The sequence below is a fragment of the Pseudomonas sp. 2957 genome, assembly GCF_031456345.1.
GTDB lineage: Bacteria > Pseudomonadota > Gammaproteobacteria > Pseudomonadales > Pseudomonadaceae > Aquipseudomonas > Aquipseudomonas siliginis.
The window spans coordinates 306708-329756 of record NZ_JAVDUL010000007.1 but is presented as its reverse complement, the minus strand read 5'-3'; the positions used below and the strand labels follow the sequence as shown (position 1 = coordinate 329756).

Here is a 23049-nt window from a genome sequence, read left to right as displayed (position 1 = left end):
GTGATCGCATTGCACATGTGGCAGCGAGCTCGCTCGCGAAGGGCCATCACGCGATCCCCCGGCAAACTGTTAAACTCCCGCGCCCCAATCCCCTCAGCAAGGCGCCCGCATGTCTTCCTTGAATCAGGCGCTGCGCGCCGCCCTCGATCAACGCCAGGACCTGCTCGCTGCGCTGCACAGCCAGGGCACCGATTGCTATCGGCTGTTCCACGGCAGCCAGGAAGGCGCCGGCGGCCTGACCATCGACCGCTACGGCCCGCAATTGCTGGTGCAGAGTTTTCACCAGACGCTCGAACGTGATGAACTGTTGCAACTGCACGCCATGGTCAACCAGACCCTGGGCTTCGACAGCCTGCTGGTCTACAACGACCGCTCCCGTGGCAATTCACGGATCGATCGCGAGGACAGCGTCTATAAAGCCGACGACGCCGCACTGGCGGATCTGGTCGGGCGTGAATGGGGCCTGAACTACCGCGTGCGCGGGCGTCATGCCGGGCAGGATCCGCTGCTGTTCCTCGACCTGCGCAACACCCGTGGCTGGGTCAAGGATCACGCGCAAGGCAAAAGCGTGCTCAACCTGTTCGCTTACACCTGTGGTGTTGGCCTCAGTGCAGCGGCCGGCGGTGCACGTGAGGTGTGCAACCTCGATTTTGCCGAGGGCAACCTGGCGGTCGGTCGCGAGAATGGTTTGCTCAACCCGCAACTGCCGCCGATGCAATTCATTCAGTCCGATTACTTCCCGGCGATCCGCCAGCTCGCTGGCCTGCCGATCAGCGTGCGGCGCGGGCAGAAGCTGCCGAGCTATCAGCGCCTCGAACAGCGCCAACACGATCTGGTCCTGCTCGATCCGCCGGCGTGGGCCAAAAGCGCATTCGGCACCGTCGACCTGCTACGCGATTATCAGAGCCTGCTCAAACCCGCGCTGCTGGCCACCGCCGACAACGGCGTACTGATCTGCTGCAACAACCTGGCGAAAGTCAGCATGGACGATTGGCGCGAACAAGTGCTGCGCTGCGCCGAAAAGGCCGGTCGCCCGGTGCGCGAATGGAGCGTGATGACCCCGGGTGCGGACTTCCCCTCGCGGGACCAGCAGCCACCGTTGAAGACACTGATTTTGCAGCTGTGATCCCTCCGGCATGAGCGATTTCATTTCCCTGTGGGAGCGAGCCTGCTGGCGAAAGCGCAGTGTCAGTCGACTTGTTTTTCACTGAACCAGCGCATTCGCGAGCAGGCTCGCTCCCACCGGGGAGATCTATTCCTACAGAAATTTCTGAACAATCCTGTCCCACATCAAGCACTTCGGAACCAGAATCGCGTGCCATACTCCAAGGCACTCCGATTCAGACAGATGAAGCCGCACATGCCCAAAGGATTGATTCGCGCGATTGGCGCACTGCTGACAGCCCTGGCCCTCTACAGCCTGCTGGGGTTTTTGATCCTGCCGGGCATTGCCTTGCGCGTGGCCAACCAGCAACTGGCGAACTACGCGACGATGCCGGCGCATCTGCAGCGCATCGAACTCAACCCCTTCAGCCTTGAGGTCACCCTGTGGGGGCTGGTGATCGGCGAGCCGGGCAAGGAGCAGGTCGGCTTCGATCGCCTCTATGCCAACCTGCAAATCGACAGCCTGTGGACCAAAGCGCTGCATCTGTCCGACATCGAACTGGACAAACCCAAAAGCGAAATCCTCTTCGCCAAGGACGGCAAGCTCAACCTGCTCGGCCTGTTCAACGTGCCGCCGAGCGAGCCGACACCCGCCGATCCCGACGCCAAGCCATTCCCGCTGCGTATCGACAACATCAAACTGGCCGGCGGCGTGGTGCATTTCGAGGATATGCGGCCCAGCGAGCCGATCGAATTTCTTTACGACGACCTCAGTTTCGAGCTGAAAAACCTCAGTACCCTGCCCGAGGACAGCGCCGACATGACCCTCGTCGCCATCGGCCCCGCTGGCGGGCGGATCGACTGGACCGGCAATTTCAGCCTGATCCCGTTCACCTCCGAAGGCACCCTGAAAGTCACCGATGGCCAGATGAAATCCTTCTGGCCCTACGTGCGCGACGCCGTGCCGCTAGTGCTGGAAAACGGCGTGGTCAGCCTCAGCACCGAGTACAAACTCAACCTGTCGAAACAGACCGAACTGCTGCTGAACAACGTCGCGGTGAGCATTGCGCCGTTCGCCATCAAGGCTCCGGACGGACGTCCGCTGGCCAGGCTCGAACGCCTCGACGTCAGCGAAACCTCGCTGGACCTGGCCAAGCAGCAAGTGGTGGTCGGCAAGATCCGCAGCAACAAACTGGAAACCTGGGCGGCGCTGGAAGCCGACGGCCAGTTGGATTGGCAGAAGCTGTTCGCCAGCCAACCGTCGAAACCGGCTGCCAAAGCCGCTGCCGAACCGGCGGATACACCGGCCGCCGCCGACTCGCCGAAACCTGAGCCAAGCGCGCCGAGCAAGCCATGGCAGGTGCTGGTCAAGGATGTGCAACTGCGCAACTACACGGTCCATCTCGCCGACCGCTCGGCGCAACCGGCAGTAGCGCTGGACATCACCCCGCTGAACGTCGATCTGCAGGATTTCGACAGCCTCAACGGCTCGCCTTTCAAGCTCAAGCTCGACAGCGGCCTGGGCAAGCAAGGCAAGATCAGCGCCGACGGCACGGTCAATCTGGCCCCGGTCAACGCGCAGCTCAACGTGAAAACCCAGGACGTCGACCTGCGTGTCGCGCAGTCCTATATCAACCCGTTCATTCGCCTGGAACTGCGCAGCGGCATGCTCGGCAGTGACCTCAAGGTCAACCTGAAAAGCACCGAACCACTGGCCCTCAGCGTCACCGGCCGCGCGCAGATCGATCAACTGCACACCCTCGATACGCTCAAGACCCGCGATTTTCTCAAATGGCAGCAAGTAGTGGTCGACGGCATCAACTATCAGCACGGCGACAGCCTGTCGATCGACAAGGTCAACCTGTTGCAGCCCTATGTACGCTTCATGATCAACGACGATCGCACCACCAACGTCGACGACCTGCTGATCCCGCAACCGGCCGACAGCGGAGCAAAAAGCACCGCAGCCAAACCGGCAGGAAAGGACAAACCGCTGGGTATTCACATCGGCGCGATTGCGATCAACGACGGCTCGGCCAACTTCGCCGACTTCAGCCTGACGCCGAATTTCGCCACCGCCGTGCAGCAGCTCAACGGTCAGATCGGCACCATTGACAGTCGTCAGGCGAAGCCGGCCAGCGTCGATATCAAAGGCAAGGTCGACCGTTATGCGCCGGTGACCATCAAGGGTGCGGTCAATCCGTTCGACCCGATGGCCAGCCTCGACATCGCCACCAGCTTCAAGCGCGTCGAACTGACGACCCTGACGCCCTACTCCGGCAAATTCGCCGGCTACCGCATCCGCAAGGGCCGGCTCAACCTTGATCTGCACTACCTGATCACCAAAGGCCAGCTGAAAGCCGAGAACAAAGTCGTCGTCGAGCAGCTGCAACTGGGCGAGAAGGTCGACAGCCCTGATGCAGTGAGTCTGCCGCTGAAACTGGCGATCGCCCTGCTCAAGGACGTCGACGGCAAGATCTCCATCGAATTGCCGGTGACCGGCGACCTGAATAATCCACAGTTCAGCGTGATGCCGATCGTCTGGCAAACCCTGCGCAATTTGATCGTCAAAGCGGCCGCCGCACCGTTCAAAATGATCGGCGGGCTGGTCAGTGGCGGCGGCTCCGAAGACCTCGGCACGGTGTCCTTCGCGCCGGGCTCCAGCGATCTGAGCAAAGACGCCGAAGCGGCGCTGGTGAAACTGTCGCAGGCACTCAAGGAACGTCCGGCGCTGCGCCTGGAAATCGAAGGCACGGCCGCGAAGAGCAGCGATGGGCCACTGCTGGCCGAGCAACGTCTGGAACGCGAATATCAGTACAACTACTACAAGATGCTCCAGCGCCGTGGCGACAAAGTCCCGGCCCAGGCCTCGCTGTTGCAAGTGCCCGAAAGCGAGAAAGGCGCGTTGCTCGAAGGCATCTACCGCACCCGCTTGAAAACCCAGCCACCGGCAGAATGGAAAGACCTCGGCAAAGAAGAACGCACGGCGAAAATGCGCCAGGGCGTGATCGCATTCTGGAGTGGCAGCGAGGTGCTGTTGCGCCAGTTGGGCCAGGACCGCGCCAGCACCATCAAGGATTACCTGGTCGACAAGGGCAAGCTCGAGGATGACCGCGTGTACTTCATCGACGCCAACCTCGGCGAGGCCGAAAGCGACGGCCGCGTGGTGACGCAAATGCACCTGGATGCCGAATGACCGTGCGTAACTGGCTGGCTGTGCTTGCTCTGACGTGCGCCGCCGGCCATGCGTCGGCGTCGGATACATTGCGCTGCGGCAGCCAATTGATCAGCCTCGGCGACCGCGCCAGCGAAGTGCTGCAAAAATGTGGTGAGCCGGTCAGTCGCGATGTGCTCGGCTACAAGCGCAGTGCCAATCGCCGCGAAGAGTTTCAGGTCGAGGAATGGACCTACGGACCAAACAACGGCATGTACCAGTACCTGCGCTTCGAAGGTAATCGCTTGCGGCAGATCAACAGCAAACGCGGTAACTAAGCCGAACGAAATTCGCCCTGTGGGAGCGAGCCTGCTCGCGAATACGGTCTGTCTACTGACGAACTTGTCGGCTGACACTACGCATTCGCGAGCAGGCTCGCTCCCACATTGGTATTGCCCAAAATAGAACAGGCCCCGACACAAGTGCCGGGGCCTGTAATGGTCACATCCGTGTGACCGTTCGCATGAACTCTAAAGTTGCGGCAGACGTATTGCTCGGCCCGTCTGTCGCGTCTTCTCCCGGTTCAGGCGAGAAGTCTTGCCTTACTCGGCTTTCAGGCCGTCAGCGGAGACCGCTTTAACGCCTTTGATTTTCTTGGCAATGCCAACGGCGACTTCTTTCTGCGACTCGGTTACCGCAGTGGTCGACGACAGGGAAACTACACCCTTGTTGGTTTCGACTTTGATGTCGGTGCCTGGAATGCCTTTTTCGGTAACCAGGTCAGCTTTGACCTTGGTGGTGATCCAGGTGTCGTTGGTATCTTGTTTCATTTCGGTAACTTCACCGGCAGCCAGAACCATTGGCGACTGGGTAGCCTGAGCGGACTGGGCGAAAGCGCCACCAGCCATGGTCAGGGTCAGAGCGGTAGCAGCGGCAGTGATAGCGAACTTCTTCATACGAGTAACTCCTGTTTTTACTGGAAGTCTGCTGTAACGCTTGTCAGCAGGGTTACCGGAGATATTGCGAACGCTGTGCCAACTTTTTCGACCGCATAAAATCGTTTAAAAACAAACAGTTATGAAAAACGCTGATTTTCATTTTCATGCAAAATGCATGACGTGCGTGAAAATCACATGCAAGTTGCGGTTTTTTGGAAAGTTCATAAGCTGCTGAAATTATTGGAGCTTTTAAAAACCGTTGCGTAATAAAAAGCTCCGCAATTGCGGAGCTTTTTAAGTTGCAGGTGCGTGTCAAACGCCCGGGCAGCTCGTAGTTGTATATTCTTTCGAGCCGGAGAACTTACAGGTCCAGCCAGTGGTAGGACTGCGTGTCAGCGTTACGGTCTGGCCGAGAACAGGCGCTGGAGCGTTGAGCAGCGTACAAGTAATAGTACCCGTCCCATCGGCGACTTTTCCGGAGGCCGCCAACGTGCAATTCTGCGTGGCCGCTGTGCCGCCGTTCACGTTGGTAATGCTCGGGTCAGTCGATCCGGCATTGATCACGTCTTCAAAATTGACCTTAAGAGCTGATGCTTCCGCAATCCCAGCGGTCACCTTCGACCGCGCCTGATACTTCGAATACTGCGGCAGGGCGATAGTCGCCAGAATGCCGATGATCGCCACAACGATCAGCAGCTCGATCAATGTGAAACCTTGTTGTTTTTTCATAGACACGCTCCATGCATGAGTCGAAATCTCATGATCTGAACAAGGCTCAGCACAGCCCATGCCAACGCCTTTCAGGCCCCGCCTGCTGGGCGCGCGCAATCGCCTGCGCCGTTTCCTACAACCCGCAACCGCACTATCTGACACTTTTTGTCACCTGCACCGGCCATGTTTGGCGCTGTCACTTGACTAGGCTATAAGTCATGAACGGCAAGCGTGCGGAATCCCCATGAATGACATCGCTCTGAGCGGTCTGGCCAAGCAATTGGTCCAGGCCGAACTGCTCACGGAAACAAGCGCCCGGCAATCCTGGGCGCAGGCCCAGCGCAATCGCGTGTCGCTGGTCAATTACCTGGTGCACAACAAACTGGTCAACAGCCGGCAGATCGCCGAAATAGCTTCCGAACATTTCGGCATGGCGCTGCTCGATCTGCATTGCCTCGACAAAGAGACTCAGCCCAAGGGCCTGGTCAGTGAGAAACTGGTTCGCCAGCACTGCGCCCTGCCCCTCTGGCGGCGCGGCAACAAATTGTTCGTGGGCCTTTCCGACCCAAGCAATCAGCAGGCGATCAGCGACATCCAGTTCAGCACCGGCCTGAGCACCGAAGCGATTCTGGTGGAGGACGACAAGCTCAGCGACGCCATCGACAAGTTCTTCGACAGCCATGCCTCGGGCCTGGAGGAAATGGCCGATGTCGATCTCGACGGCCTCGACGTCGAGTCCATTGATGACAACAAACAGGACGTGATCGGCGGCCTCGATGCCGACGACGCCCCGGTCGTACGTTTTGTGCACAAGATGCTGCTCGATGCGATCAAAAGCGGCTCTTCCGACCTGCATTTCGAACCCTACGAAAAAAACTATCGGGTGCGCATGCGCACCGACGGCATGCTGCGCGAGGTGGCCAAGCCGCCGATCCAGTTGGCCGGGCGCATTGCCGCGCGCTTGAAGGTAATGGCCAGTCTGGATATCTCGGAACGGCGCAAACCTCAGGACGGCCGCATCAAAATGCGCCTGTCGAAAAGCAAATCCATCGATTTTCGCGTCAACACCCTGCCGACTCTGTGGGGCGAAAAAGTGGTGATCCGGATTCTCGACCCGTCCAGTGCACAAATGGGCATCGATGCACTGGGTTACGAAGCCGAACAAAAAGCCTTGTACCTCGCCGCGCTGAAACAGCCGCAAGGGATGATTCTGGTCACCGGCCCCACCGGCTCCGGTAAAACCGTGTCGCTGTACACCGGGCTGAATATCCTCAACACCGTCGACATCAACATTTCCACCGCCGAAGACCCGGTGGAAATCAACATGGAAGGCATCAACCAGGTCAACGTCAATCCCCGCCAAGGGCTGGACTTTGCCCAGGCGCTGCGCTCGTTTCTGCGTCAGGACCCGGACGTGATCATGGTCGGCGAGATCCGCGATCTGGAAACCGCCGAGATCGCGATCAAGGCCGCGCAGACCGGCCACTTGGTACTGTCGACCCTGCACACCAACAGCGCGGCGGAAACCCTCACGCGCCTGCACAACATGGGCATTCCCGGTTTCAACATCGCCACCTCGGTCAGCCTGATCATCGCCCAGCGTCTGGCGCGCAAATTGTGCGCGCACTGCAAGCGGCCGCTGGAAATCCCCCACGAAACCTTGCTCAAGGAAGGCTTCCCTGAGGAACGCATCGGTCATTTCACGATCTACGAGCCGGTCGGTTGCGATCACTGCAATGGCGGGTACAAAGGACGCGTGGGGATTTATGAAGTGGTAAAGAACACACCGGACCTGCAACGGTTGATCATGGCCGAGGGCAATTCGCTGGAAATCGATATTCAGATGCGCCGCGACGGCTTCGCCGATCTGCGCACTTCCGGGCTGCACAAGGCCATGCAAGGCATCACCAGCCTTGAGGAAATCAACCGGGTCACCAAGGATTGAACATGGCGGTCAAGGCAGCGAAAGTCAGCATTTACGCTTGGGAAGGCACGGACCGCAAAGGCAGTAAAGTCAGCGGCGAGTTGAGCGGACAGAACCCCGCACTGATCAAGGCGCAACTGCGCAAACAGGGGATCAACCCGGGCAAGGTGCGCAAGAAATCCGCCTCCCTGCTGACCTTCGGCAAACGCATCAAACCGCAGGACATCGCCCTGTTCACCCGGCAGATGGCAACCATGATGAAGGCCGGTGTACCGCTGTTGCAGTCCTTCGACATCATCGGCGAAGGCTTCGAAAACCCGGCCATGCGCAAACTGGTCGACGAGGTCAAACAGGAGGTCGCGGCCGGTAACAGCTTCGCTACGGCCCTGCGCAAGAAACCGCAATACTTCGACGAGTTGTACTGCAACCTGGTCGACGCCGGCGAACAGTCCGGTGCCCTCGACACTTTGCTCGAACGGGTCGCGACCTATAAGGAAAAAAGCGAAGCGCTCAAGGCCAAGATCAAGAAGGCCATGACTTACCCTACTGCGGTGGTGCTGGTGGCGGCGGTGGTAACAGGCATTCTGCTGGTCAAAGTGGTGCCGCAGTTCCAGTCGGTGTTTTCCGGCTTCGGCGCCGAATTGCCCGGCTTTACGCTGATGATCATCAGCCTGTCGGAATTCATGCAGCAGTGGTGGTGGGCCATTCTTTTTGCGCTGGTGGCGGTGTTTTTCGGCACTCGCCACGCGCTGAAGACATCGCAGGCCCTGCGTGACCGCCGCGATGCCTGGCTGTTGAAGCTGCCACTGGTGGGCACCTTGATGTACAAGTCCGCCGTCGCACGTTTTGCCCGCACCCTGTCGACCACATTCGCAGCCGGTGTGCCGCTGGTGGAAGCGCTGGATTCGGTCGCCGGTGCCACCGGCAATGTGGTGTTCAAGCGCGCGGTGTTGCGGGTGCGGCAGGACGTCTCGACCGGCATGCAGCTCAATTTCTCAATGCGCAGCACCGGTGTGTTTCCCAACATGGCAGTGCAGATGACCGCCATCGGCGAGGAATCGGGCGCGCTGGATGACATGCTCGACAAGGTCGCCGGTTTTTATGAAGCGGAAGTCGATAACATGGTCGACAACCTCACCAGCCTGATGGAGCCGTTCATCATGGTGGTGCTGGGGGTCATCGTCGGTGGACTGGTGGTGGCCATGTACCTGCCGATCTTCCAACTCGGCTCAGCGATCTGACATGCCTATCGAAGAACTGTTTGCTGTGTATCCGCTGGCCTTTGTGGTCAGCGCGCTGCTGCTCGGGCTGGTGGTCGGCAGCTTCCTCAATGTTGTGGTCTGGCGCTTGCCGAAAATGCTCGAGCGCGACTGGCGCCAGCAGGCCCATGATGTGCTCGGCCTGCCTACTGAAACGCCTGTGCCGACCTACAACCTGATGCTGCCGCACTCCGCGTGCCCGCATTGCGGACACCGGATCCGCCCTTGGGAAAACATTCCGCTGCTCAGTTATCTGCTGCTGCGCGGGCGCTGCTCGGCCTGTTCGGCGCCGATCAGTAAACGTTACCCGCTGACCGAACTGGCCTGCGGCCTGCTGTCGGCATTCATCGCCTGGCATCTGGGCTTCGGCTGGCCGGCGGGCTTGCTGATTTTGCTGACGTGGGGCTTGCTGGCGATGAGTCTGATCGACTGCGAACATCAGCTGCTGCCCGATGTGCTGGTGCTGCCGCTGCTGTGGCTGGGGCTGATCGTCAACAGCTTCGGCGTGTTCGTGGCGTTGCCCGATGCATTGTGGGGCGCAGTCGCGGGTTATCTGGCGCTGTGGTCGGTGTTCTGGCTGTTCAAACTGCTCACCGGCAAGGACGGCATCGGTCATGGCGATTTCAAGCTGTTGGCCTTGCTTGGCGCTTGGGGTGGCTGGCAGATTCTGCCGCTGACAATTCTGTTGTCATCCTTGGTGGGAGCGATTTTGGGCGTCGTCATGCTGCGTCTGCGCGCCCAGGCAACCTCGACGCCGATCCCCTTCGGACCCTTTCTGGCAATTGCCGGCTGGATTGCCTTGCTCTGGGGTGGTCAAATAACCGACTTCTATTGGCAGTCTGTCGGTTTGAAATGAATACCCCTGTGGAAAAACCCTGGATCCTCGGCCTGACCGGCGGCATCGGCAGCGGCAAAAGCGCGGCGGCGCAGCACTTCATCGACCTCGGCGTGCACGTGGTGGACGCTGATCATGCGGCGCGCTGGGTAGTCGAGCCGGGGCGTCCAGCGCTGGCGAAAATCGCCGAGCATTTCGGTTCCGGCGTGTTGCAGGCCGACGGCACACTGGACCGTGCCGCCCTGCGCAAACTGATTTTTGAAGACCCTGAACAGCGGCGTTGGCTAGAGGCGCTGTTGCATCCGTTGATCGGCGAAGAAATCGCTGATCATCTGGCGCAGGCAAAATCGCCTTACGCGATTCTGGTTTCACCGCTGCTGATCGAGTCCGGGCAATACGCGATGACTCAGCGCATCCTGGTCATCGATGCGCCGCAACAACTGCAGATCGAACGCACCTTGCAGCGTGACCAGACCAGCGAAGCGCAGGTGCAGGCGATCCTCAAGGCGCAATCGAGCCGTGAAGACCGCGTGAGCCGTGCCGACGACGTGATCGTCAACGACCGCGACCTCGCCTGGCTGCACAGCGAGGTCGAGCGTCTGCATCACTTTTATCTGACTTTATCCGGAGGCCAAGCATGAGCCAGATTCCAACCGTTGAATGCCCGACCTGCGGCGCCCCCGTCGAATTCACCCCGGCGAACAAATTCCGTCCGTTCTGCTCCGACCGCTGCAAACTGATCGACCTCGGCGCCTGGGCCTCGGAAGAACACAAGATTCCGGTCGCCCCGGATGCCGAGGACGAGCTGTTTTCCGGCGATTTCGATCCGCGTCACTGATCGCTGATCAGGGCCGCATAAAGCCGTAGTCCTGACTGTCGTCGAGGTTCTCCGCAAGAAAGCGCAACTCGTCGGCCAGGTCTTCGGCATTGCGCACTGCCTTGCTCTGCTGCACCACGGCGCTGAGCAGGGCGCGCAAACTCAGGCCCGGGTCAAAGCCCACTTCCTGCGCCAGCTCCAGACTCTGCCGGGTTTCCTGCCGCGCCCATTCGTACACGCCCATGCCACTGCTCCTGAAGGAATTTGCGCGAGCATGAAATCTCTGCGGCATGGCCGGTTTGATGTGGATCAAGACTTCGGATCGTCGTCCTTCCACGGCGCCGAAAGGTAACGGGTGCGGTTGAAGGTCTCCAGCCATTCCGGGCAGAACACCACCAACGCGCTGACAACCATGCCGTTGATAAAGGCCTCGGGAAACAGCAGCAACCACAGGTAGCCGACGAAATCTTCCAGCCATTCCGGCATGGCGAAGAGGCCGTCGTACCACAGCAGCGTCAGGCTGAGGATCAGGCACAACAGGCCGGACAACGCGGCGGCGAAGAAACCGGAACAGAAGATGTAAACGAATGGATTTCGTGGCTGCGCACGCTCGACCAGAATCGCCACGCATTCGGTGATCAGCACTGGCAGCAGAATCAGCAACGCGCCATTGACACCGACCGCTGCGAGATCCTGTCGACCCAACAACACCAGGCCGATCTGCGCAACCAGCCCGCCGACGATCGCCAGCGGCCAATCGAGCAGCAGCGTCACCGCCGTCATGCCGATAAAGTGGTAAGACACACCGGTGTCGAAATCCCTGCGCACCAGCCACAGCAGAAACAGCGCGAACACCGTGCCGAACAGCAAGTGCTGCCGACGACTGTCGCTGAACAGCTCGACCCATGGCGCACGCATGATCGCCCAGAGCAGCGCCGGCAGATAAATCAGCCAGCCGAGTGTCAGGCTTGCCGTTGAAAGCAGTTCGGCACCGATCATGATTCCCTCACCTGCTACTCGACACGCTTTTTTGTAGGAGCTGCCAAAGGCTGCGATCTTTTGATCTTGTTTATAAAAGCAAAAGATCGCAGCCTTCGGCAGCTCCTACAAGGGCGCAATCGCGCGACGTTTATGTCTGAGCCGATGCAAAGCTATCTGCTTGTCGCATTTGGACGCTAAGCTTGGGCTTATGGATGATTCAGATTATTTACGCCTGCTGACCATCGCGGCCGAGCAAGCCAACGCGTTCCTGTCCAATGCCCGCAAATGGGAGCGTGAGCGTTGGGTCTGCCAGCGCCTGCTGCAAGGTCTGAACATCCCCTACCGCGCCGACGAATTCGCCCCGGCCGGTGAGCCGCCGGACGTGTTGTTCCGCGATGCCAATTTCGAAGTTTTTTTCGTCCTCGACGAAGGCCGCCGTCTCAATGATGAATGGCGCGACGAATTGCAGCGTCGGCGCAGTGCGTTCTCCCTGAGCCAACTGGTGCGCCGCGAAGCCAAGCCCAAACGCATCCCGGCCAACGAATTTCTCCTGCGTCTGGCGCCGACCCTGCGCAAGAAGGCGCACAACTACAAGGAACGCGGAATGGATCTGGGTGAACTGGACATCATCGCCTTCGCCAGCCTCAAGCGCGAAGTGCTCGACCTCAACAGTCATTTCCCGCCACCGACCGAATATCTGCGTCAGGGCTGGCGCTCGCTGTCGCTGGTCGGCCCGACATTCGCCCGTGTGCTGTTCGCCCATCCCGACGCACCGGACTTTCTGCGCAGCAACCTCGGCCGCAGCATTGTGTTCGACGTGGGCATCAGCCTGTGACGCCGCTGCAGCAGTTGATCGCCGAGGTTCCGCAAACCGGTCGTGTGCGCTGGATCGGTGTGCGTCCAGAATCCCGTGGGCCGATGCTTGAGCTGGACGCGGTCGAGGCGCGGCTGGAAGCCGGGCTCACCGGCGACCACGCCCGCCCGGGCGTTCGCAATGCGCGACAGGTGACGCTGATTCAGTGGGAGCACCTGGCGGTGATCAGCGCATTGATGGGCCGTCCCGATGACCAGCCGGTCCGGCCTGAAGATCTGCGGCGCAATCTCGTTATAAGCGGAATCAATTTGTTTAGCCTGAAGGGGCGGCGCTTTCGCATCGGGCAAGCGATACTCGAAACCACTGGCTGGTGTCAGCCCTGCGCACGCTTGCAGGACAATCTCGGGCCGGGCACGTTTCAAGCCGTGCGCGGGCATGGCGGGATCACCGCCCGGGTGTTACAAAGCGGCATCATTCGCCTCGACGATAGCGTGTGCGTCGAACCGGTTCCGGACAGCGGCTACGCTGCGTTCAATCCGGGCTGAAAACCGCTGTAGCCTGTGCTCATTCAGTAACGTCTACCTGACGAGGCAAATATGACCAGCCGCCTGAACCCCGAAGACCAAAAGCATGTCGAAGAGTACCTGCAATTGTCCCAACACCGTGTCGAGCGCCGGCCTTTCCGGCCGTGGATGCTCCTGGTGCTGGTGCTGGCAGTGACCATTGGTCTGGGCCTGTTGAGCCGATTTATCAGTTACCTGACGTTATGAGCTGCCTTGCGCTCCCTCGGGTAACCGCACCGATTTCCTTTAAAAACCTTGCGAGTTATCCCTATGTCCCATCGTATTGTCATTGTCGGCGGCGGCGCCGGCGGTCTGGAGTTGGCTACCCGCCTGGGTAAGACTCTGGGCAAGCGCGGCACGGCCAGCGTGATGCTGGTCGACGCGAACCTGACCCACATCTGGAAGCCGCTGCTGCACGAAGTGGCCGCCGGTTCCCTGAACTCCTCCGAAGACGAACTCAACTATGTCGCGCAGGCGAAATGGAACCACTTCGAGTTCCAGCTCGGGCGCATGAGCGGGCTCGATCGCGCGCAGAAGAAAATCCAGTTGGCCGCGACCTATGACGAAAACGGCGTCGAGCTGGTGCCGGCGCGTGAAGTGGCTTATGACTCGCTGGTGATCAGCGTCGGCAGCACCACCAACGATTTCGGCACCCAGGGCGCGGCGCAGCATTGTCTGTTCCTTGATACGCGCAAACAGGCTGAGCGCTTCCACCAGCAATTGCTCAACCATTATCTGCGCGCCCACGCCGGGCAGACCGACGTGGTCGAGCAGATCAGCGTGGCCATCGTCGGCGCTGGCGCCACTGGCGTCGAACTGGCGGCAGAGTTGCACAACGCCGCCCATGAATTGGCCGCGTATGGTCTGGACCGGATCAAACCGGAAAACATGCACATCACGCTGATCGAAGCCGGCCCACGGGTGCTGCCTGCCCTGCCGGAGCGCATCAGCGGGCCGGTGCACAAGACCCTGGAGAAGCTCGGGGTCAATGTGATGACCAACGCAGCAGTCAGCGAAGTGACTGCCGACAGCCTGATCACCGCCGATGGCAACGAGATCAAGGCCAGCCTGAAGGTCTGGGCTGCCGGCATTCGCGCGCCGGGTTTCCTCAAGGACATCGACGGTCTGGAGACCAACCGCATCAATCAGCTGCAAGTGCTGCCGACTCTGCAAACCACTCGCGACGAAAACATCTTTGCCTTCGGCGACTGCGCGGCCTGCCCGCAACCGGGCACCGATCGCAACGTGCCGCCACGGGCACAAGCGGCGCATCAACAAGCCTCGTTGCTGGCCAAGTCGCTGAAACTGCGCATCGAAGGCAAGACCCTGCCGGAGTACAAGTACACCGACTACGGCTCGCTGATTTCACTGTCGCGTTTTTCTGCTGTGGGTAACTTGATGGGTAACCTGACCGGCAGCGTCATGCTCGAAGGCTGGCTGGCGCGGATGTTCTATGTGTCGCTGTACCGCATGCACCAGATGGCGCTGTACGGGCCGTTCCGCACGGCGATGTTGATGCTGGGCAGCAAGATTGGTCGTGGCACCGAACCGCGTCTGAAACTGCACTAGGGCCAACATCTGTGGGAGCTGGCTTGCCAGCGATGGCGCCGGGTCAGTTGATATTTCTGTCGCCTGACCCACCGCTATCGCGGGCAAGCCCGGCTCCCACAGGTTTTCGTGCTGCTCGAAGATCCGGCGCATTCGCGAGCAGCCTCGCTCCCACCTTTGATCTTTATTCCAAGCCCCGCATCGCGCGGGGCTTTTTATTGGCTGTCGATCAGAGCTGGAAGCGTCGCACCATGCCCTGTAGCGCATTGGCCAGTTGCGACAGCTCATGGCTCGACGCGCTTGTCTGATCAGCACCCGCAGCCGAACGCACCGACAGGTCGCGAATGTTCACCAGATTGCGATCCACTTCCCGCGCCACTTGCGCCTGCTCCTCGGCGGCGCTGGCGATCACGAGGTTGCGCTCGTGAATCTCGTGCACCGACGCCGTGATCGTCACCAACGCCTCACCTGCCCGCTCTGCGAGAACCAGCGTACTCGCCGCACGAGATGCGCTGGCCTGCATTGACTCCAGCGCCTGGCTCGAACCGCTGCGCATGCCTTGCACCATCTGTTCGATTTCCTGCGTCGATTGCTGGGTGCGATACGCCAGCGCGCGCACCTCATCGGCTACCACCGCAAAACCTCGACCGCTTTCGCCCGCACGTGCTGCCTCGATGGCAGCGTTGAGCGCCAGCAGATTGGTCTGCTCGGCGATTGCGCGAATCACGTCCAGAACCTTGCCGATGTCTTGCGATTGATTGGCCAGCGACTGCACCAGTTCGCCGGTGTTCTGTACATCACTGGCCAGGGCGTTGATCGCACTGGCGGTTTCGCTGACGCGCTCCTGGCCCAATTGCGCCGATTGACTGGACTGGCGCGTGGCATCGGACGTCGACACCGCGTTGCGCGCGACCTCCTCCACCGCAGCGGTCATCTCGTTGACCGCAGTGGCAGCTTGTTCGATTTCGTTGTTCTGCTCCTGCAGGCCTTGGGTGCTGTCGACGGTGACGGCGCTCAGTTCGTCAGCGGCGGTGGCCAGTTGTGTGGCTGAGCCGCTGATACCTTGCAGCGTCTCGCGCAGGTTCTGTTGCATCGTTGCCAAGGCCTTGAGCAAGCGGCTGACTTCGTCGTTGCCATGGGTTTCGATCGGCCGCGTGAGATCGCCCTTGGCGACACTTTCTGCGGCATCCACGGCGCTGCTCAGCGGGCGCACGATACTGCGCGTAAGCAACATCGCCAGCGCCACCGTGGCCAGCGCTGCCAGACCAATGAACAGGCTGACGATGGTCCGCGAGGTTTCATAATGCGCGGCGGACTTCTCGCTTTCGGCGGCGACCTGGCGGGCGAACAGATCGGCGAGATCGTTGAGTTGCTTGCCGGAGCCGTCGACCACGGTCTTCATGTCAACCAGCAACAATTTGGTCAACTCGTCACGCTTGCCTTGCTCGGCAAGGGTGAATGACTGGGCGATGCCGGTGCGATAGGCGGCGAAGGTTTTCTTGAACTGGTCATACAGCTGCTGACCTTCGGCAGTGTCGACCAGTTTGTCGTAGGCGGCGATCTTCTCGCTCAGTTCCTTGTCGCGGGTGTCCATCTGGCCGCGATAGGTGGCGATATTGGCCGGATCCTGATCGAGCGCCATGCGCAGGGAGATGGTGCGGATGCGCAACATCAGCTCGCGGATCTCGTCGCCGCCACGAATGCTCGGCAACCAGCGGTTCTCCACCGCCAACTCACTGTCGCGGATGCTCGACATCTGCCCCAGCGCAAACACGCCGAGCAAGGCCACCAACACCGCGATCAGGGCAAATCCCAGGGCAGCCCGGGGAGCAATATTCAACTGACGAAGCAACATGACGAACGCCCTTATTCTTGTAATGGCCAGATCAAGGGGCGAAGCGTTGGCAGTCCCCTCGTGTTAGCGGGCTATCGGCAGGTTGTATGACGACTTGAAGGGATTCAGCTTTCGGCAGGCAAAAAAAATCCCCGTATCTTTCGATACGAGGATTTTCAATATGGTCGGGGTAAGGGGATTCGAACTCCTGACATCCTGCTCCCAAAGCAGGCGCGCTACCGGACTGCGCTATACCCCGGTAAAAAAAAGGCGACCTTTCAAAGATCGCCTTCTTCGATCAGCGCTTTTGGCCTCTGATCTTAAGATTCGATCCCAGCGCAAACTGGTTTCAAAAATGGTGGGTCGTGTGGGATTCGAACCTACGACCAATTGGTTAAAAGCCAACTGCTCTACCAACTGAGCTAACGACCCAAATATGGTCGGGGTAAGGGGATTCGAACTCCTGACATCCTGCTCCCAAAGCAGGCGCGCTACCGGACTGCGCTATACCCCGGTTTGAAATTGGCTCCGTGACCAGGACTCGAACCTGGGACCCAATGATTAACAGTCATTTGCTCTACCGACTGAGCTATCACGGAACTACATATTTCAATTTACAACGGTGAAGCTTTGTTGCATCTCGCCACCCGTTCGCATCGCTGCGTTCGTGTGTCTGAGGCGCGCTATTCTACAACCTAGAACACCTCTGTCAACCCCCTAAATTGCTTTCAAGTTAATGATTTGCAACTTATTTCAGATTCCAACCCGGTGGGTTGAAACGCTGCCGGTGACTGACTGCGGGGCGCACTTTACAAGCCTTTTCCTTTGAGTTCAACAGCCTGGCGAAAAAAAGGCCTCGCAATGCGAGGCCTTCCCGGTTTCATTGCCGCTGAGGCTTAGCCGAAAACGATTTCGTCGTTCTCGACCTTGCCGGTGGCGGTGTCGCCCGGCATGAAATGACCCGACAGGATCAACTGCGCCAGCGGGTTTTCGATCCAGCGCTGGATCGCCCGTTTCAAAGGACGTGCGCCATACACCGGGTCGTAACCGACGGCGATCAGCTTGTCCATCGCCTCCGGGCTCAGCTCCAGCTTCAGCTCGCGCTCCGCCAGGCGGCTGCGCAGGCGGCCCAACTGGATCTCGGTAATGCCGGCGATCTGATCCCGCGCCAGCGGCTCGAAGATCACCACTTCGTCAACGCGGTTGATGAACTCAGGACGGAAGTGCGAGGTCAGCGCGTCCATCACAGCAGCACGCTGCGCCTCACGATCACCGACCAGTTCCTGGATCTGCATCGACCCGAGGTTGGACGTCATCACGATCACCGTGTTGCGGAAGTCCACCGTACGCCCGTGACTGTCGGTCAGACGGCCATCCTCAAGCACTTGCAGGAGGATGTTGAACACATCCGGGTGCGCCTTCTCGACTTCGTCCATGAGGATCACCGAGTACGGCTTGCGACGCACCGCTTCGGTCAGGTAACCGCCCTCTTCATAGCCGACGTAGCCTGGTGGCGCACCGATCAGACGAGCCACGGAATGTTTCTCCATGAACTCGGACATGTCGATCCGCACCATCGCCTCTTCAGTATCGAAAAGGAATTCGGCCAGCGCCTTGCACAGCTCGGTTTTACCGACACCGGTCGGGCCGAGGAACATGAACGAGCCGCTCGGACGATTCGGGTCGGACAGTCCGGCGCGGGAACGCCGCACGGCATTGGCCACAGCCACGACCGCTTCTTCCTGACCGATTACCCGTTTGTGCAACAGGCTCTCCATTTTCATCAGCTTGTCGCGCTCGCCTTCGAGCATTTTCGACACCGGGATGCCGGTCCACTTCGACACGACTTCGGCAATCTCTTCTTCAGTCACCTTGCTGCGCAGCAACTGGTTTTCGCTCTTGCCGTGCTGGTCGACCATCTGCAGGCTGCGTTCCAGATCGGGGATCACCCCGTATTGCAACTCGGCCATGCGATTCAGGTCGCCTTTACGGCGCGCGGCTTCCAGTTCCTGGCGCGACTGTTCGATCTTCTGCTGAATCTGCGCAGAACCCTGCACCTCGGCTTTCTCCGAGTTCCAGATTTCCTCCAGATCGGAATACTCACGCTCGTGACGCTCGATTTCTTCCTGGAGTTTTTCCAGGCGTTTCTTCGCCGCGTCGTCGCTTTCTTTCTTCAGCGCCTGGGATTCCACCTTCAGCTGAATCAGGCGCCGCTCCAGACGATCGAGCACTTCCGGTTTGGAGTCGATCTCCATGCGGATACGGCTGGCTGCCTCATCGATCAAGTCGATGGCCTTGTCCGGCAGCTGTCGATCCGTGATGTAGCGATGGCTGAGCTTGGCCGCAGCGATGATCGCGCCGTCGGTGATCGCCACCTTGTGGTGGACCTCGTAACGCTCCTTGAGGCCACGCAGAATCGCGATGGTGTCTTCTTCGCTCGGCTCGTCCACCAGAACTTTCTGGAAACGCCGCTCGAGCGCCGCGTCCTTCTCTATATATTGGCGGTACTCATTGAGCGTGGTCGCGCCGACGCAGTGCAGCTCGCCGCGAGCCAGCGCAGGCTTGAGCATGTTGCCAGCGTCCATCGAGCCTTCGCCTTTACCGGCGCCGACCATGGTGTGCAGTTCGTCGATGAACAGAATGATCTGCCCTTCCTGCTTCGACAGTTCGTTGAGCAACGATTTCAGGCGCTCTTCGAACTCACCGCGATACTTGGCGCCGGCGATCAACGCGCCCATGTCCAGCGACAGCAGGCGCTTGCCTTTGAGGCCGTCCGGCACTTCGCCGTTGATGATGCGCTGCGCCAGCCCCTCGGCGATCGCGGTTTTACCCACGCCAGGTTCACCGATCAGCACCGGGTTGTTCTTGGTACGGCGTTGCAGAACCTGAATGGTGCGGCGGATCTCGTCGTCACGGCCGATCACCGGATCAAGCTTGCCTTCTTCGGCGCGCTTGGTCAGGTCGACGGTGTACTTGTCCAGCGCCTGCCGCGACTCTTCGTGGTTGGCGTCATTTACCGCTTCGCCACCACGCAGGTTGTTGATCGCGTTTTCCAGGGCTTTCTTGCTCACGCCTTGGCCGAGCAGCAACTTGCCGAGCTTGCTGTTCTCGTCCATCGCGGCGAGCAGCACCAGTTCGCTGGAAATGAACTGGTCGCCCTTCTGCTGAGCCAGACGGTCAGCCTGATTGAGCAGGCGCGCCAGATCCTGCGACATGTTGACGTCGCCGGTCGGGTTCTGGATTTTCGGTAGTTGATCGAGCTCTTTGGTCAGCTCTTTACGCAAGCTGTTGACGTCGAAGCCTACTTGCATCAGCAACGGCTTGATCGAACCGCCCTGCTGTTCAAGCATGGCCTGCATCAAGTGCGCCGGCTCGATGGCCGGATGATCGTGGCCAACCGCCAACGACTGGGCGTCGGACAGGGCCAACTGTAATTTGCTGGTTAAACGGTCAATACGCATGGGTCACCTTCCTTTTGAGCAGGCCGGACCTAAGAAACCATCCTGAATAAAGAAACCTGCCAGATACCACTGTAGATGCGGTCGATTCTGGGAGATTCAAGCGTCGGAGAGTTGATGCAGATCAGAGAGTTTAGCGGGTGAGCCAAACAAGGGAGGCGAAACGACCGGTGCGCGACGCACGGCGATAGGAGAAGAAGCGCGGATCGGTCACGGTGCAGAAACCGCCACCATAAACAGCCGTGACACCCCGTTCAGCCAGACGCAGGCGCGCCAGCAGATAGATATCAGCCATGAACTTGCCGGCATTGTTGCTCGGTACGAACGCTTCTGCTGCTTCAGGCAGTTGATTGATGAAGACTTCCCGTACTTCCGGACCGACTTCAAAGGCTTTGGGGCCAATGGCCGGGCCGAGCCAGACCAGTACCTCGTCAGCAGGAACATCGAGGCTGTCGAGAGTTGCCTCAAGCACACCCGCCGCCAGACCACGCCAACCGGCATGAGCGGCCGCGACACGCGTGCCGGCACGATCGCAGAACAATGCCGGCAAACAGTCTGCCGTCATCGCCGCACAGGCAATACCCGGCGTTGCCGTCCAACTGGCATCTGCAGTCGCAACGATGCCCGGATCAGCATGGGCAACGGTGATCCCGTGCACTTGCTGCAACCAGGCAGGCTGTATGGAGAAGTGATCGGTCAAGCGTCGACGGTTCTCAGCGACGTCCTGCGGACGATCATCGACATGATCGCCCAGATTCAGGCTGTCGAACGGCGCCTCGCTGACACCGCCCTCGCGGGTGGTGACACAGGCCCTGACGCTGGCCGGCGCAGGCCAGTCCGGCGTCAGCCAGTTCATCCGACGAAGGCCTCGCGATCCTGCTTGAGCAGGGTCAGCAGCCAGACGAAATCTTCCGGCAGCGGCGATTCCCAGCTCATGCGCTCACCGCTCGTCGGGTGATCGAGTTCAAGGAAACGCGCGTGCAGCGCCTGACGCGGGAAGTGCTTGAGCGATTCCACCATGGTCGGGTTGGCCGCAGGCGGAATGCGGAAACGCCCGCCGTACGCCGGATCGCCGACCAATGGGAAGTTGATGTGCGCCATGTGCACGCGGATCTGGTGGGTCCGACCGGTTTCCAGCTTCACCCGAACGTGGGTGTGCGAACGGAAGCGTTCGAGCACGCGGTAGTGGCTGACGGCAGGCTTGCCGCCTTCCATCACTGCCATGCGCTGGCGTTGCTGGCCGTGACGACCGATCGGTGCGTTGATCTTGCCACCGGCGGTGACCACGCCAATGACGATGCACTCATAGATGCGGCTAACGCTGCGGCTCTGCAATTGCGCAACCAGTTTGGTCTGCGCCTGAATGGTTTTGGCCACCACCATCAGACCGGTGGTGTCCTTGTCCAGACGATGCACGATACCGGCGCGCGGGACATTGATGATGTCCGGCACATGGTGCAACAAAGCGTTGAGCAGGGTGCCATCGGCGTGACCGGCGGCCGGGTGAACCACCAGACCCGCAGGCTTGTTGATCACCAGGATGTCGTCGTCTTCATAGACGATGTCGAGCTCGATGTCCTGGGCGATCCACTCGCCCTGGGCTTCCTGCTCGGCAGTCAGCTCAAGGACGGCACCGCCATGCACAATGTCGCGCGGGCGGATCACCGCCCCGTCCACAGTCAGGCGACCTTCTTTGATCCAGGCGGAAAGGCGCGAGCGTGAGTGCTCAGCGAAGAGTTGGGCGGCGACTTGATCGAGGCGTTGGCCGCCCAATTCGGACGGCACCTCTGCGCGAAGTTCAATTTTATCGGACATGCTCGGACTGGGCGTCGGCACAGCCTTTGGTTTCGGCTGCGCGCTTGTGGTTAAATACGGCGTCTTTTGCCCCGAGGCTTTTCAACGGGGCGCTCATCATAACAGGACGGCCCCGCCCAAGACAGCGGCCGTCATAGGGACGCAAGCCGCCATGCAAGTGAAACACCTGCTGCTGATCGCCATCCTCGCATTGACCGCTGCTTGCTCATCGAAGGAAGTCGTAGACGAAAACCTCAGCGAAGCCGAGCTGTATCAGCAGGCTCAGACTGACCTGGACAACAACAGCTACACCAGCGCCACAGCCAAGCTGAAGGCTCTGGAGTCGCGTTATCCGTTCGGTCGCTACGCCGATCAGGCTCAGCTGGAGTTGATCTACGCCAACTACAAGAACGCCGAGCCGGAAGCTGCAAAGTCTGCCGCCGAGCGATTCATTCGTTTGCATCCGCAGCATCCGAACGTGGATTACGCGTACTACCTCAAGGGTCTGACTTCGTTCGACCAGGACGTCGGCCTGCTGGCGCGCTTCCTGCCGCTGGACATGACCAAGCGTGACCCGGGCGCCGCCCGCGACTCGTACAACGAGTTCGCGCAGCTGACCAGCCGCTACCCGAACAGCCGCTACGCGCCGGACGCCAAGCAGCGCATGATCTATCTGCGCAACCTGCTGGCCGCCTACGAAATCCACGTCGCCGACTACTACCTGACCCGTCAGGCTTATGTAGCGGCTGCCAACCGTGGCAAGTACGTCGTGGAAAACTTCCAGGAAACCCCATCGGTCGGCGACGGCCTGGCGGTGATGACCGAAGCCTACCAGCGTCTGCACCTCGACGATCTGGCAGCCACCAGCCTGGAAACCCTGAAGCTCAACTACCCGGATCACCCGAGCCTGGAAGATGGCCAGTTCGTGCCACGCGTAGCCGAAGCTGACAACCGTTCGTTCCTGAGCAAGGCGACTCTGGGCCTGATCGAATCGCGTCCACCGCTGCCGCCGGGCGAAACCCGCGCCAACCAGGACGTGCAGAAGCAGTTCCAGGACGCGAAAGATGCGATCCCGAACGAGCTCAAGCCTAAAGACGAAAACGGCGACGTGATCGAAGAGCCAGAGCCGGAATCCAGCGACACCGATCGCTCGTGGTTCAGCTACATGACCTTCGGCGTGTTCGACTGATCACACCGGCTGTACGAAAAAGGGAGATCTGCGGATCTCCCTTTTTTATTGCCGCACTTTAATAGGCTGTGCGCTGATCGGGTCCTTGGCTAAACTGCCGGATCATCAGTCGAAAAGCCGCTCATC

Annotated in this window: 21 protein-coding genes and 4 tRNA genes; 13 read left to right on the top strand and 12 right to left on the bottom strand. The window is 60.0% G+C overall.

Going from position 1 to position 23049, the window contains the following annotated elements:
• Nucleotides 1-109: 109 nt before the first annotated feature.
• From J2Y39_RS24620 to J2Y39_RS24610, 3 genes are all read left to right on the top strand, one after another.
• Nucleotides 110-1126, top strand: a complete 1017-nt coding sequence (locus J2Y39_RS24620; protein WP_310220209.1) for a class I SAM-dependent methyltransferase — start codon at nt 110-112, stop codon at nt 1124-1126.
• 222 nt (nt 1127-1348) lie between these two features.
• Nucleotides 1349-4300 carry a DUF748 domain-containing protein gene (locus tag J2Y39_RS24615; RefSeq protein WP_252868296.1) on the top strand — a complete coding sequence of 984 codons (2952 nt, stop codon included), beginning with the start codon at nt 1349-1351 and terminating at the stop codon, nt 4298-4300.
• Nucleotides 4297-4596 carry a DUF2845 domain-containing protein gene (locus tag J2Y39_RS24610; RefSeq protein ID WP_039761633.1) on the top strand — a complete coding sequence of 100 codons (300 nt, stop codon included), beginning with the start codon at nt 4297-4299 and terminating at the stop codon, nt 4594-4596. Before J2Y39_RS24615 ends, J2Y39_RS24610 begins: the two co-directional genes overlap by 4 nt.
• Before the next feature lie 264 nt (nt 4597-4860).
• Here the strand turns inward: J2Y39_RS24610 and J2Y39_RS24605 are convergent, their stop codons facing one another.
• Nucleotides 4861-5214, bottom strand: a complete 354-nt coding sequence (locus J2Y39_RS24605) for a BON domain-containing protein (protein ID WP_236168693.1) — start codon at nt 5212-5214, stop codon at nt 4861-4863.
• Between the two features lie 294 nt (nt 5215-5508).
• On the bottom strand, nt 5509-5925 hold the full coding sequence (locus tag J2Y39_RS24600; protein ID WP_056790436.1) for a pilin: 417 nt from the start codon (nt 5923-5925) through the stop codon (nt 5509-5511).
• Nucleotides 5926-6151: 226 nt separating this feature from the next.
• Here J2Y39_RS24600 and pilB point away from each other — a divergent pair, with 226 nt between their 5' ends.
• The 5 genes from pilB to yacG are packed head-to-tail and all read left to right on the top strand — an operon-like array spanning nt 6152 to nt 10763.
• A complete protein-coding gene (gene pilB, locus J2Y39_RS24595; protein ID WP_056790439.1) occupies nt 6152-7852 on the top strand; it encodes a type IV-A pilus assembly ATPase PilB in 1701 nt (566 codons plus the stop codon).
• A gap of 2 nt (nt 7853-7854) precedes the next feature.
• Nucleotides 7855-9072 carry a type II secretion system F family protein gene (locus J2Y39_RS24590; RefSeq protein WP_252876913.1) on the top strand — a complete coding sequence of 406 codons (1218 nt, stop codon included), beginning with the start codon at nt 7855-7857 and terminating at the stop codon, nt 9070-9072.
• Between the two features lies 1 nt (nt 9073).
• The gene (locus tag J2Y39_RS24585) at nt 9074-9946 is read left to right on the top strand and encodes an A24 family peptidase (protein WP_217865200.1); all 873 of its coding nucleotides are present in this window, start codon (nt 9074-9076) and stop codon (nt 9944-9946) included.
• Nucleotides 9943-10566, top strand: a complete 624-nt coding sequence (gene coaE, locus J2Y39_RS24580) for a dephospho-CoA kinase (RefSeq protein ID WP_122610924.1) — start codon at nt 9943-9945, stop codon at nt 10564-10566. The genes J2Y39_RS24585 and coaE overlap by 4 nt, the downstream gene beginning before the upstream one ends.
• Nucleotides 10563-10763 (top strand): DNA gyrase inhibitor YacG, encoded by a 201-nt coding sequence (gene yacG / locus J2Y39_RS24575; protein WP_016773149.1) that lies wholly within the window; start codon nt 10563-10565, stop codon nt 10761-10763. Before coaE ends, yacG begins: the two co-directional genes overlap by 4 nt.
• 7 nt (nt 10764-10770) lie before the next feature.
• On the opposite strand, the gene J2Y39_RS24570 is transcribed toward yacG, so the two are convergent.
• Together J2Y39_RS24570 and J2Y39_RS24565 are read right to left on the bottom strand one after the other, a co-directional pair.
• Nucleotides 10771-10986 carry a hypothetical protein gene (locus J2Y39_RS24570; protein WP_016773148.1) on the bottom strand — a complete coding sequence of 72 codons (216 nt, stop codon included), beginning with the start codon at nt 10984-10986 and terminating at the stop codon, nt 10771-10773.
• A gap of 65 nt (nt 10987-11051) precedes the next feature.
• The gene (locus J2Y39_RS24565; protein WP_041477814.1) at nt 11052-11741 is read right to left on the bottom strand and encodes an energy-coupling factor ABC transporter permease; all 690 of its coding nucleotides are present in this window, start codon (nt 11739-11741) and stop codon (nt 11052-11054) included.
• 190 nt (nt 11742-11931) lie between these two features.
• Here J2Y39_RS24565 and J2Y39_RS24560 point away from each other — a divergent pair, with 190 nt between their 5' ends.
• The 4 genes from J2Y39_RS24560 to J2Y39_RS24545 all read left to right on the top strand — a co-directional run bounded on the left by J2Y39_RS24560 (nt 11932) and on the right by J2Y39_RS24545 (nt 14669).
• Nucleotides 11932-12558 (top strand): DUF1780 domain-containing protein, encoded by a 627-nt coding sequence (locus J2Y39_RS24560; RefSeq protein WP_007909887.1) that lies wholly within the window; start codon nt 11932-11934, stop codon nt 12556-12558.
• Nucleotides 12555-13082, top strand: a complete 528-nt coding sequence (locus J2Y39_RS24555; protein WP_256811015.1) for an MOSC domain-containing protein — start codon at nt 12555-12557, stop codon at nt 13080-13082. The genes J2Y39_RS24560 and J2Y39_RS24555 overlap by 4 nt, the downstream gene beginning before the upstream one ends.
• Nucleotides 13083-13133: 51 nt before the next feature.
• The gene (locus tag J2Y39_RS24550; protein WP_007909875.1) at nt 13134-13307 is read left to right on the top strand and encodes a DUF3094 domain-containing protein; all 174 of its coding nucleotides are present in this window, start codon (nt 13134-13136) and stop codon (nt 13305-13307) included.
• Nucleotides 13308-13370: 63 nt separating this feature from the next.
• The gene (locus J2Y39_RS24545; protein WP_016773144.1) at nt 13371-14669 is read left to right on the top strand and encodes an NAD(P)/FAD-dependent oxidoreductase; all 1299 of its coding nucleotides are present in this window, start codon (nt 13371-13373) and stop codon (nt 14667-14669) included.
• Nucleotides 14670-14877: 208 nt separating this feature from the next.
• Here J2Y39_RS24545 and J2Y39_RS24540 read toward each other — a convergent pair whose 3' ends face one another.
• The 8 genes from J2Y39_RS24540 to rluD form a co-directional block, all read right to left on the bottom strand.
• Complete coding sequence (locus J2Y39_RS24540) at nt 14878-16503, bottom strand: methyl-accepting chemotaxis protein (protein WP_310220197.1); 1626 nt, start codon at nt 16501-16503, stop codon at nt 14878-14880.
• A 161-nt stretch (nt 16504-16664) separates the two neighbouring features.
• Nucleotides 16665-16741: transfer RNA gene (locus J2Y39_RS24535), tRNA-Pro, on the bottom strand.
• Between the two features lie 97 nt (nt 16742-16838).
• Nucleotides 16839-16914: transfer RNA gene (locus J2Y39_RS24530), tRNA-Lys, on the bottom strand.
• Between the two features lie 5 nt (nt 16915-16919).
• Nucleotides 16920-16996: transfer RNA gene (locus J2Y39_RS24525), tRNA-Pro, on the bottom strand.
• Between the two features lie 9 nt (nt 16997-17005).
• Nucleotides 17006-17081 (bottom strand) — tRNA-Asn (locus J2Y39_RS24520).
• 297 nt (nt 17082-17378) lie between these two features.
• A complete protein-coding gene (gene clpB, locus J2Y39_RS24515; protein WP_056790458.1) occupies nt 17379-19943 on the bottom strand; it encodes an ATP-dependent chaperone ClpB in 2565 nt (854 codons plus the stop codon).
• A 130-nt stretch (nt 19944-20073) separates the two neighbouring features.
• Entirely contained in the window at nt 20074-20796 is a 723-nt protein-coding gene (pgeF, locus tag J2Y39_RS24510; RefSeq protein WP_310220195.1) for a peptidoglycan editing factor PgeF, read from the bottom strand.
• Complete coding sequence (rluD, locus tag J2Y39_RS24505) at nt 20793-21755, bottom strand: 23S rRNA pseudouridine(1911/1915/1917) synthase RluD (RefSeq protein ID WP_016773140.1); 963 nt, start codon at nt 21753-21755, stop codon at nt 20793-20795. The genes pgeF and rluD overlap by 4 nt, the downstream gene beginning before the upstream one ends.
• 151 nt (nt 21756-21906) lie before the next feature.
• Between rluD and J2Y39_RS24500 the strand changes: the two genes are divergently transcribed.
• On the top strand, nt 21907-22923 hold the full coding sequence (locus J2Y39_RS24500) for an outer membrane protein assembly factor BamD (RefSeq protein WP_056790462.1): 1017 nt from the start codon (nt 21907-21909) through the stop codon (nt 22921-22923).
• The last annotated feature ends 126 nt before the right edge of the window (nt 22924-23049 follow it).

Bases quoted from the DNA above. Each gene is read 5' to 3' on its own strand.
- J2Y39_RS24570 (WP_016773148.1), bottom strand. From the start codon at position 10,986: ATGGGCGTGTACGAATGGGCGCGGCAGGAAACCCGGCAGAGTCTGGAG.
- J2Y39_RS24620 (WP_310220209.1), top strand. From the start codon at position 110: ATGTCTTCCTTGAATCAGGCGCTGCGCGCCGCCCTCGATCAACGCCAG.
- rluD (WP_016773140.1), bottom strand. From the start codon at position 21,755: ATGTCCGATAAAATTGAACTTCGCGCAGAGGTGCCGTCCGAATTGGGC.
- J2Y39_RS24560 (WP_007909887.1), top strand. From the start codon at position 11,932: ATGGATGATTCAGATTATTTACGCCTGCTGACCATCGCGGCCGAGCAA.
- pgeF (WP_310220195.1), bottom strand. From the start codon at position 20,796: ATGAACTGGCTGACGCCGGACTGGCCTGCGCCGGCCAGCGTCAGGGCC.
- coaE (WP_122610924.1), top strand. From the start codon at position 9,943: ATGAATACCCCTGTGGAAAAACCCTGGATCCTCGGCCTGACCGGCGGC.
- J2Y39_RS24600 (WP_056790436.1), bottom strand. From the start codon at position 5,925: ATGAAAAAACAACAAGGTTTCACATTGATCGAGCTGCTGATCGTTGTG.
- J2Y39_RS24605 (WP_236168693.1), bottom strand. From the start codon at position 5,214: ATGAAGAAGTTCGCTATCACTGCCGCTGCTACCGCTCTGACCCTGACC.
- J2Y39_RS24500 (WP_056790462.1), top strand. From the start codon at position 21,907: ATGCAAGTGAAACACCTGCTGCTGATCGCCATCCTCGCATTGACCGCT.
- J2Y39_RS24590 (WP_252876913.1), top strand. From the start codon at position 7,855: ATGGCGGTCAAGGCAGCGAAAGTCAGCATTTACGCTTGGGAAGGCACG.
- J2Y39_RS24585 (WP_217865200.1), top strand. From the start codon at position 9,074: ATGCCTATCGAAGAACTGTTTGCTGTGTATCCGCTGGCCTTTGTGGTC.
- J2Y39_RS24540 (WP_310220197.1), bottom strand. From the start codon at position 16,503: ATGTTGCTTCGTCAGTTGAATATTGCTCCCCGGGCTGCCCTGGGATTT.
- clpB (WP_056790458.1), bottom strand. From the start codon at position 19,943: ATGCGTATTGACCGTTTAACCAGCAAATTACAGTTGGCCCTGTCCGAC.
- J2Y39_RS24545 (WP_016773144.1), top strand. From the start codon at position 13,371: ATGTCCCATCGTATTGTCATTGTCGGCGGCGGCGCCGGCGGTCTGGAG.
- J2Y39_RS24565 (WP_041477814.1), bottom strand. From the start codon at position 11,741: ATGATCGGTGCCGAACTGCTTTCAACGGCAAGCCTGACACTCGGCTGG.
- J2Y39_RS24550 (WP_007909875.1), top strand. From the start codon at position 13,134: ATGACCAGCCGCCTGAACCCCGAAGACCAAAAGCATGTCGAAGAGTAC.
- J2Y39_RS24615 (WP_252868296.1), top strand. From the start codon at position 1,349: ATGAAGCCGCACATGCCCAAAGGATTGATTCGCGCGATTGGCGCACTG.
- pilB (WP_056790439.1), top strand. From the start codon at position 6,152: ATGAATGACATCGCTCTGAGCGGTCTGGCCAAGCAATTGGTCCAGGCC.
- J2Y39_RS24610 (WP_039761633.1), top strand. From the start codon at position 4,297: ATGACCGTGCGTAACTGGCTGGCTGTGCTTGCTCTGACGTGCGCCGCC.
- yacG (WP_016773149.1), top strand. From the start codon at position 10,563: ATGAGCCAGATTCCAACCGTTGAATGCCCGACCTGCGGCGCCCCCGTC.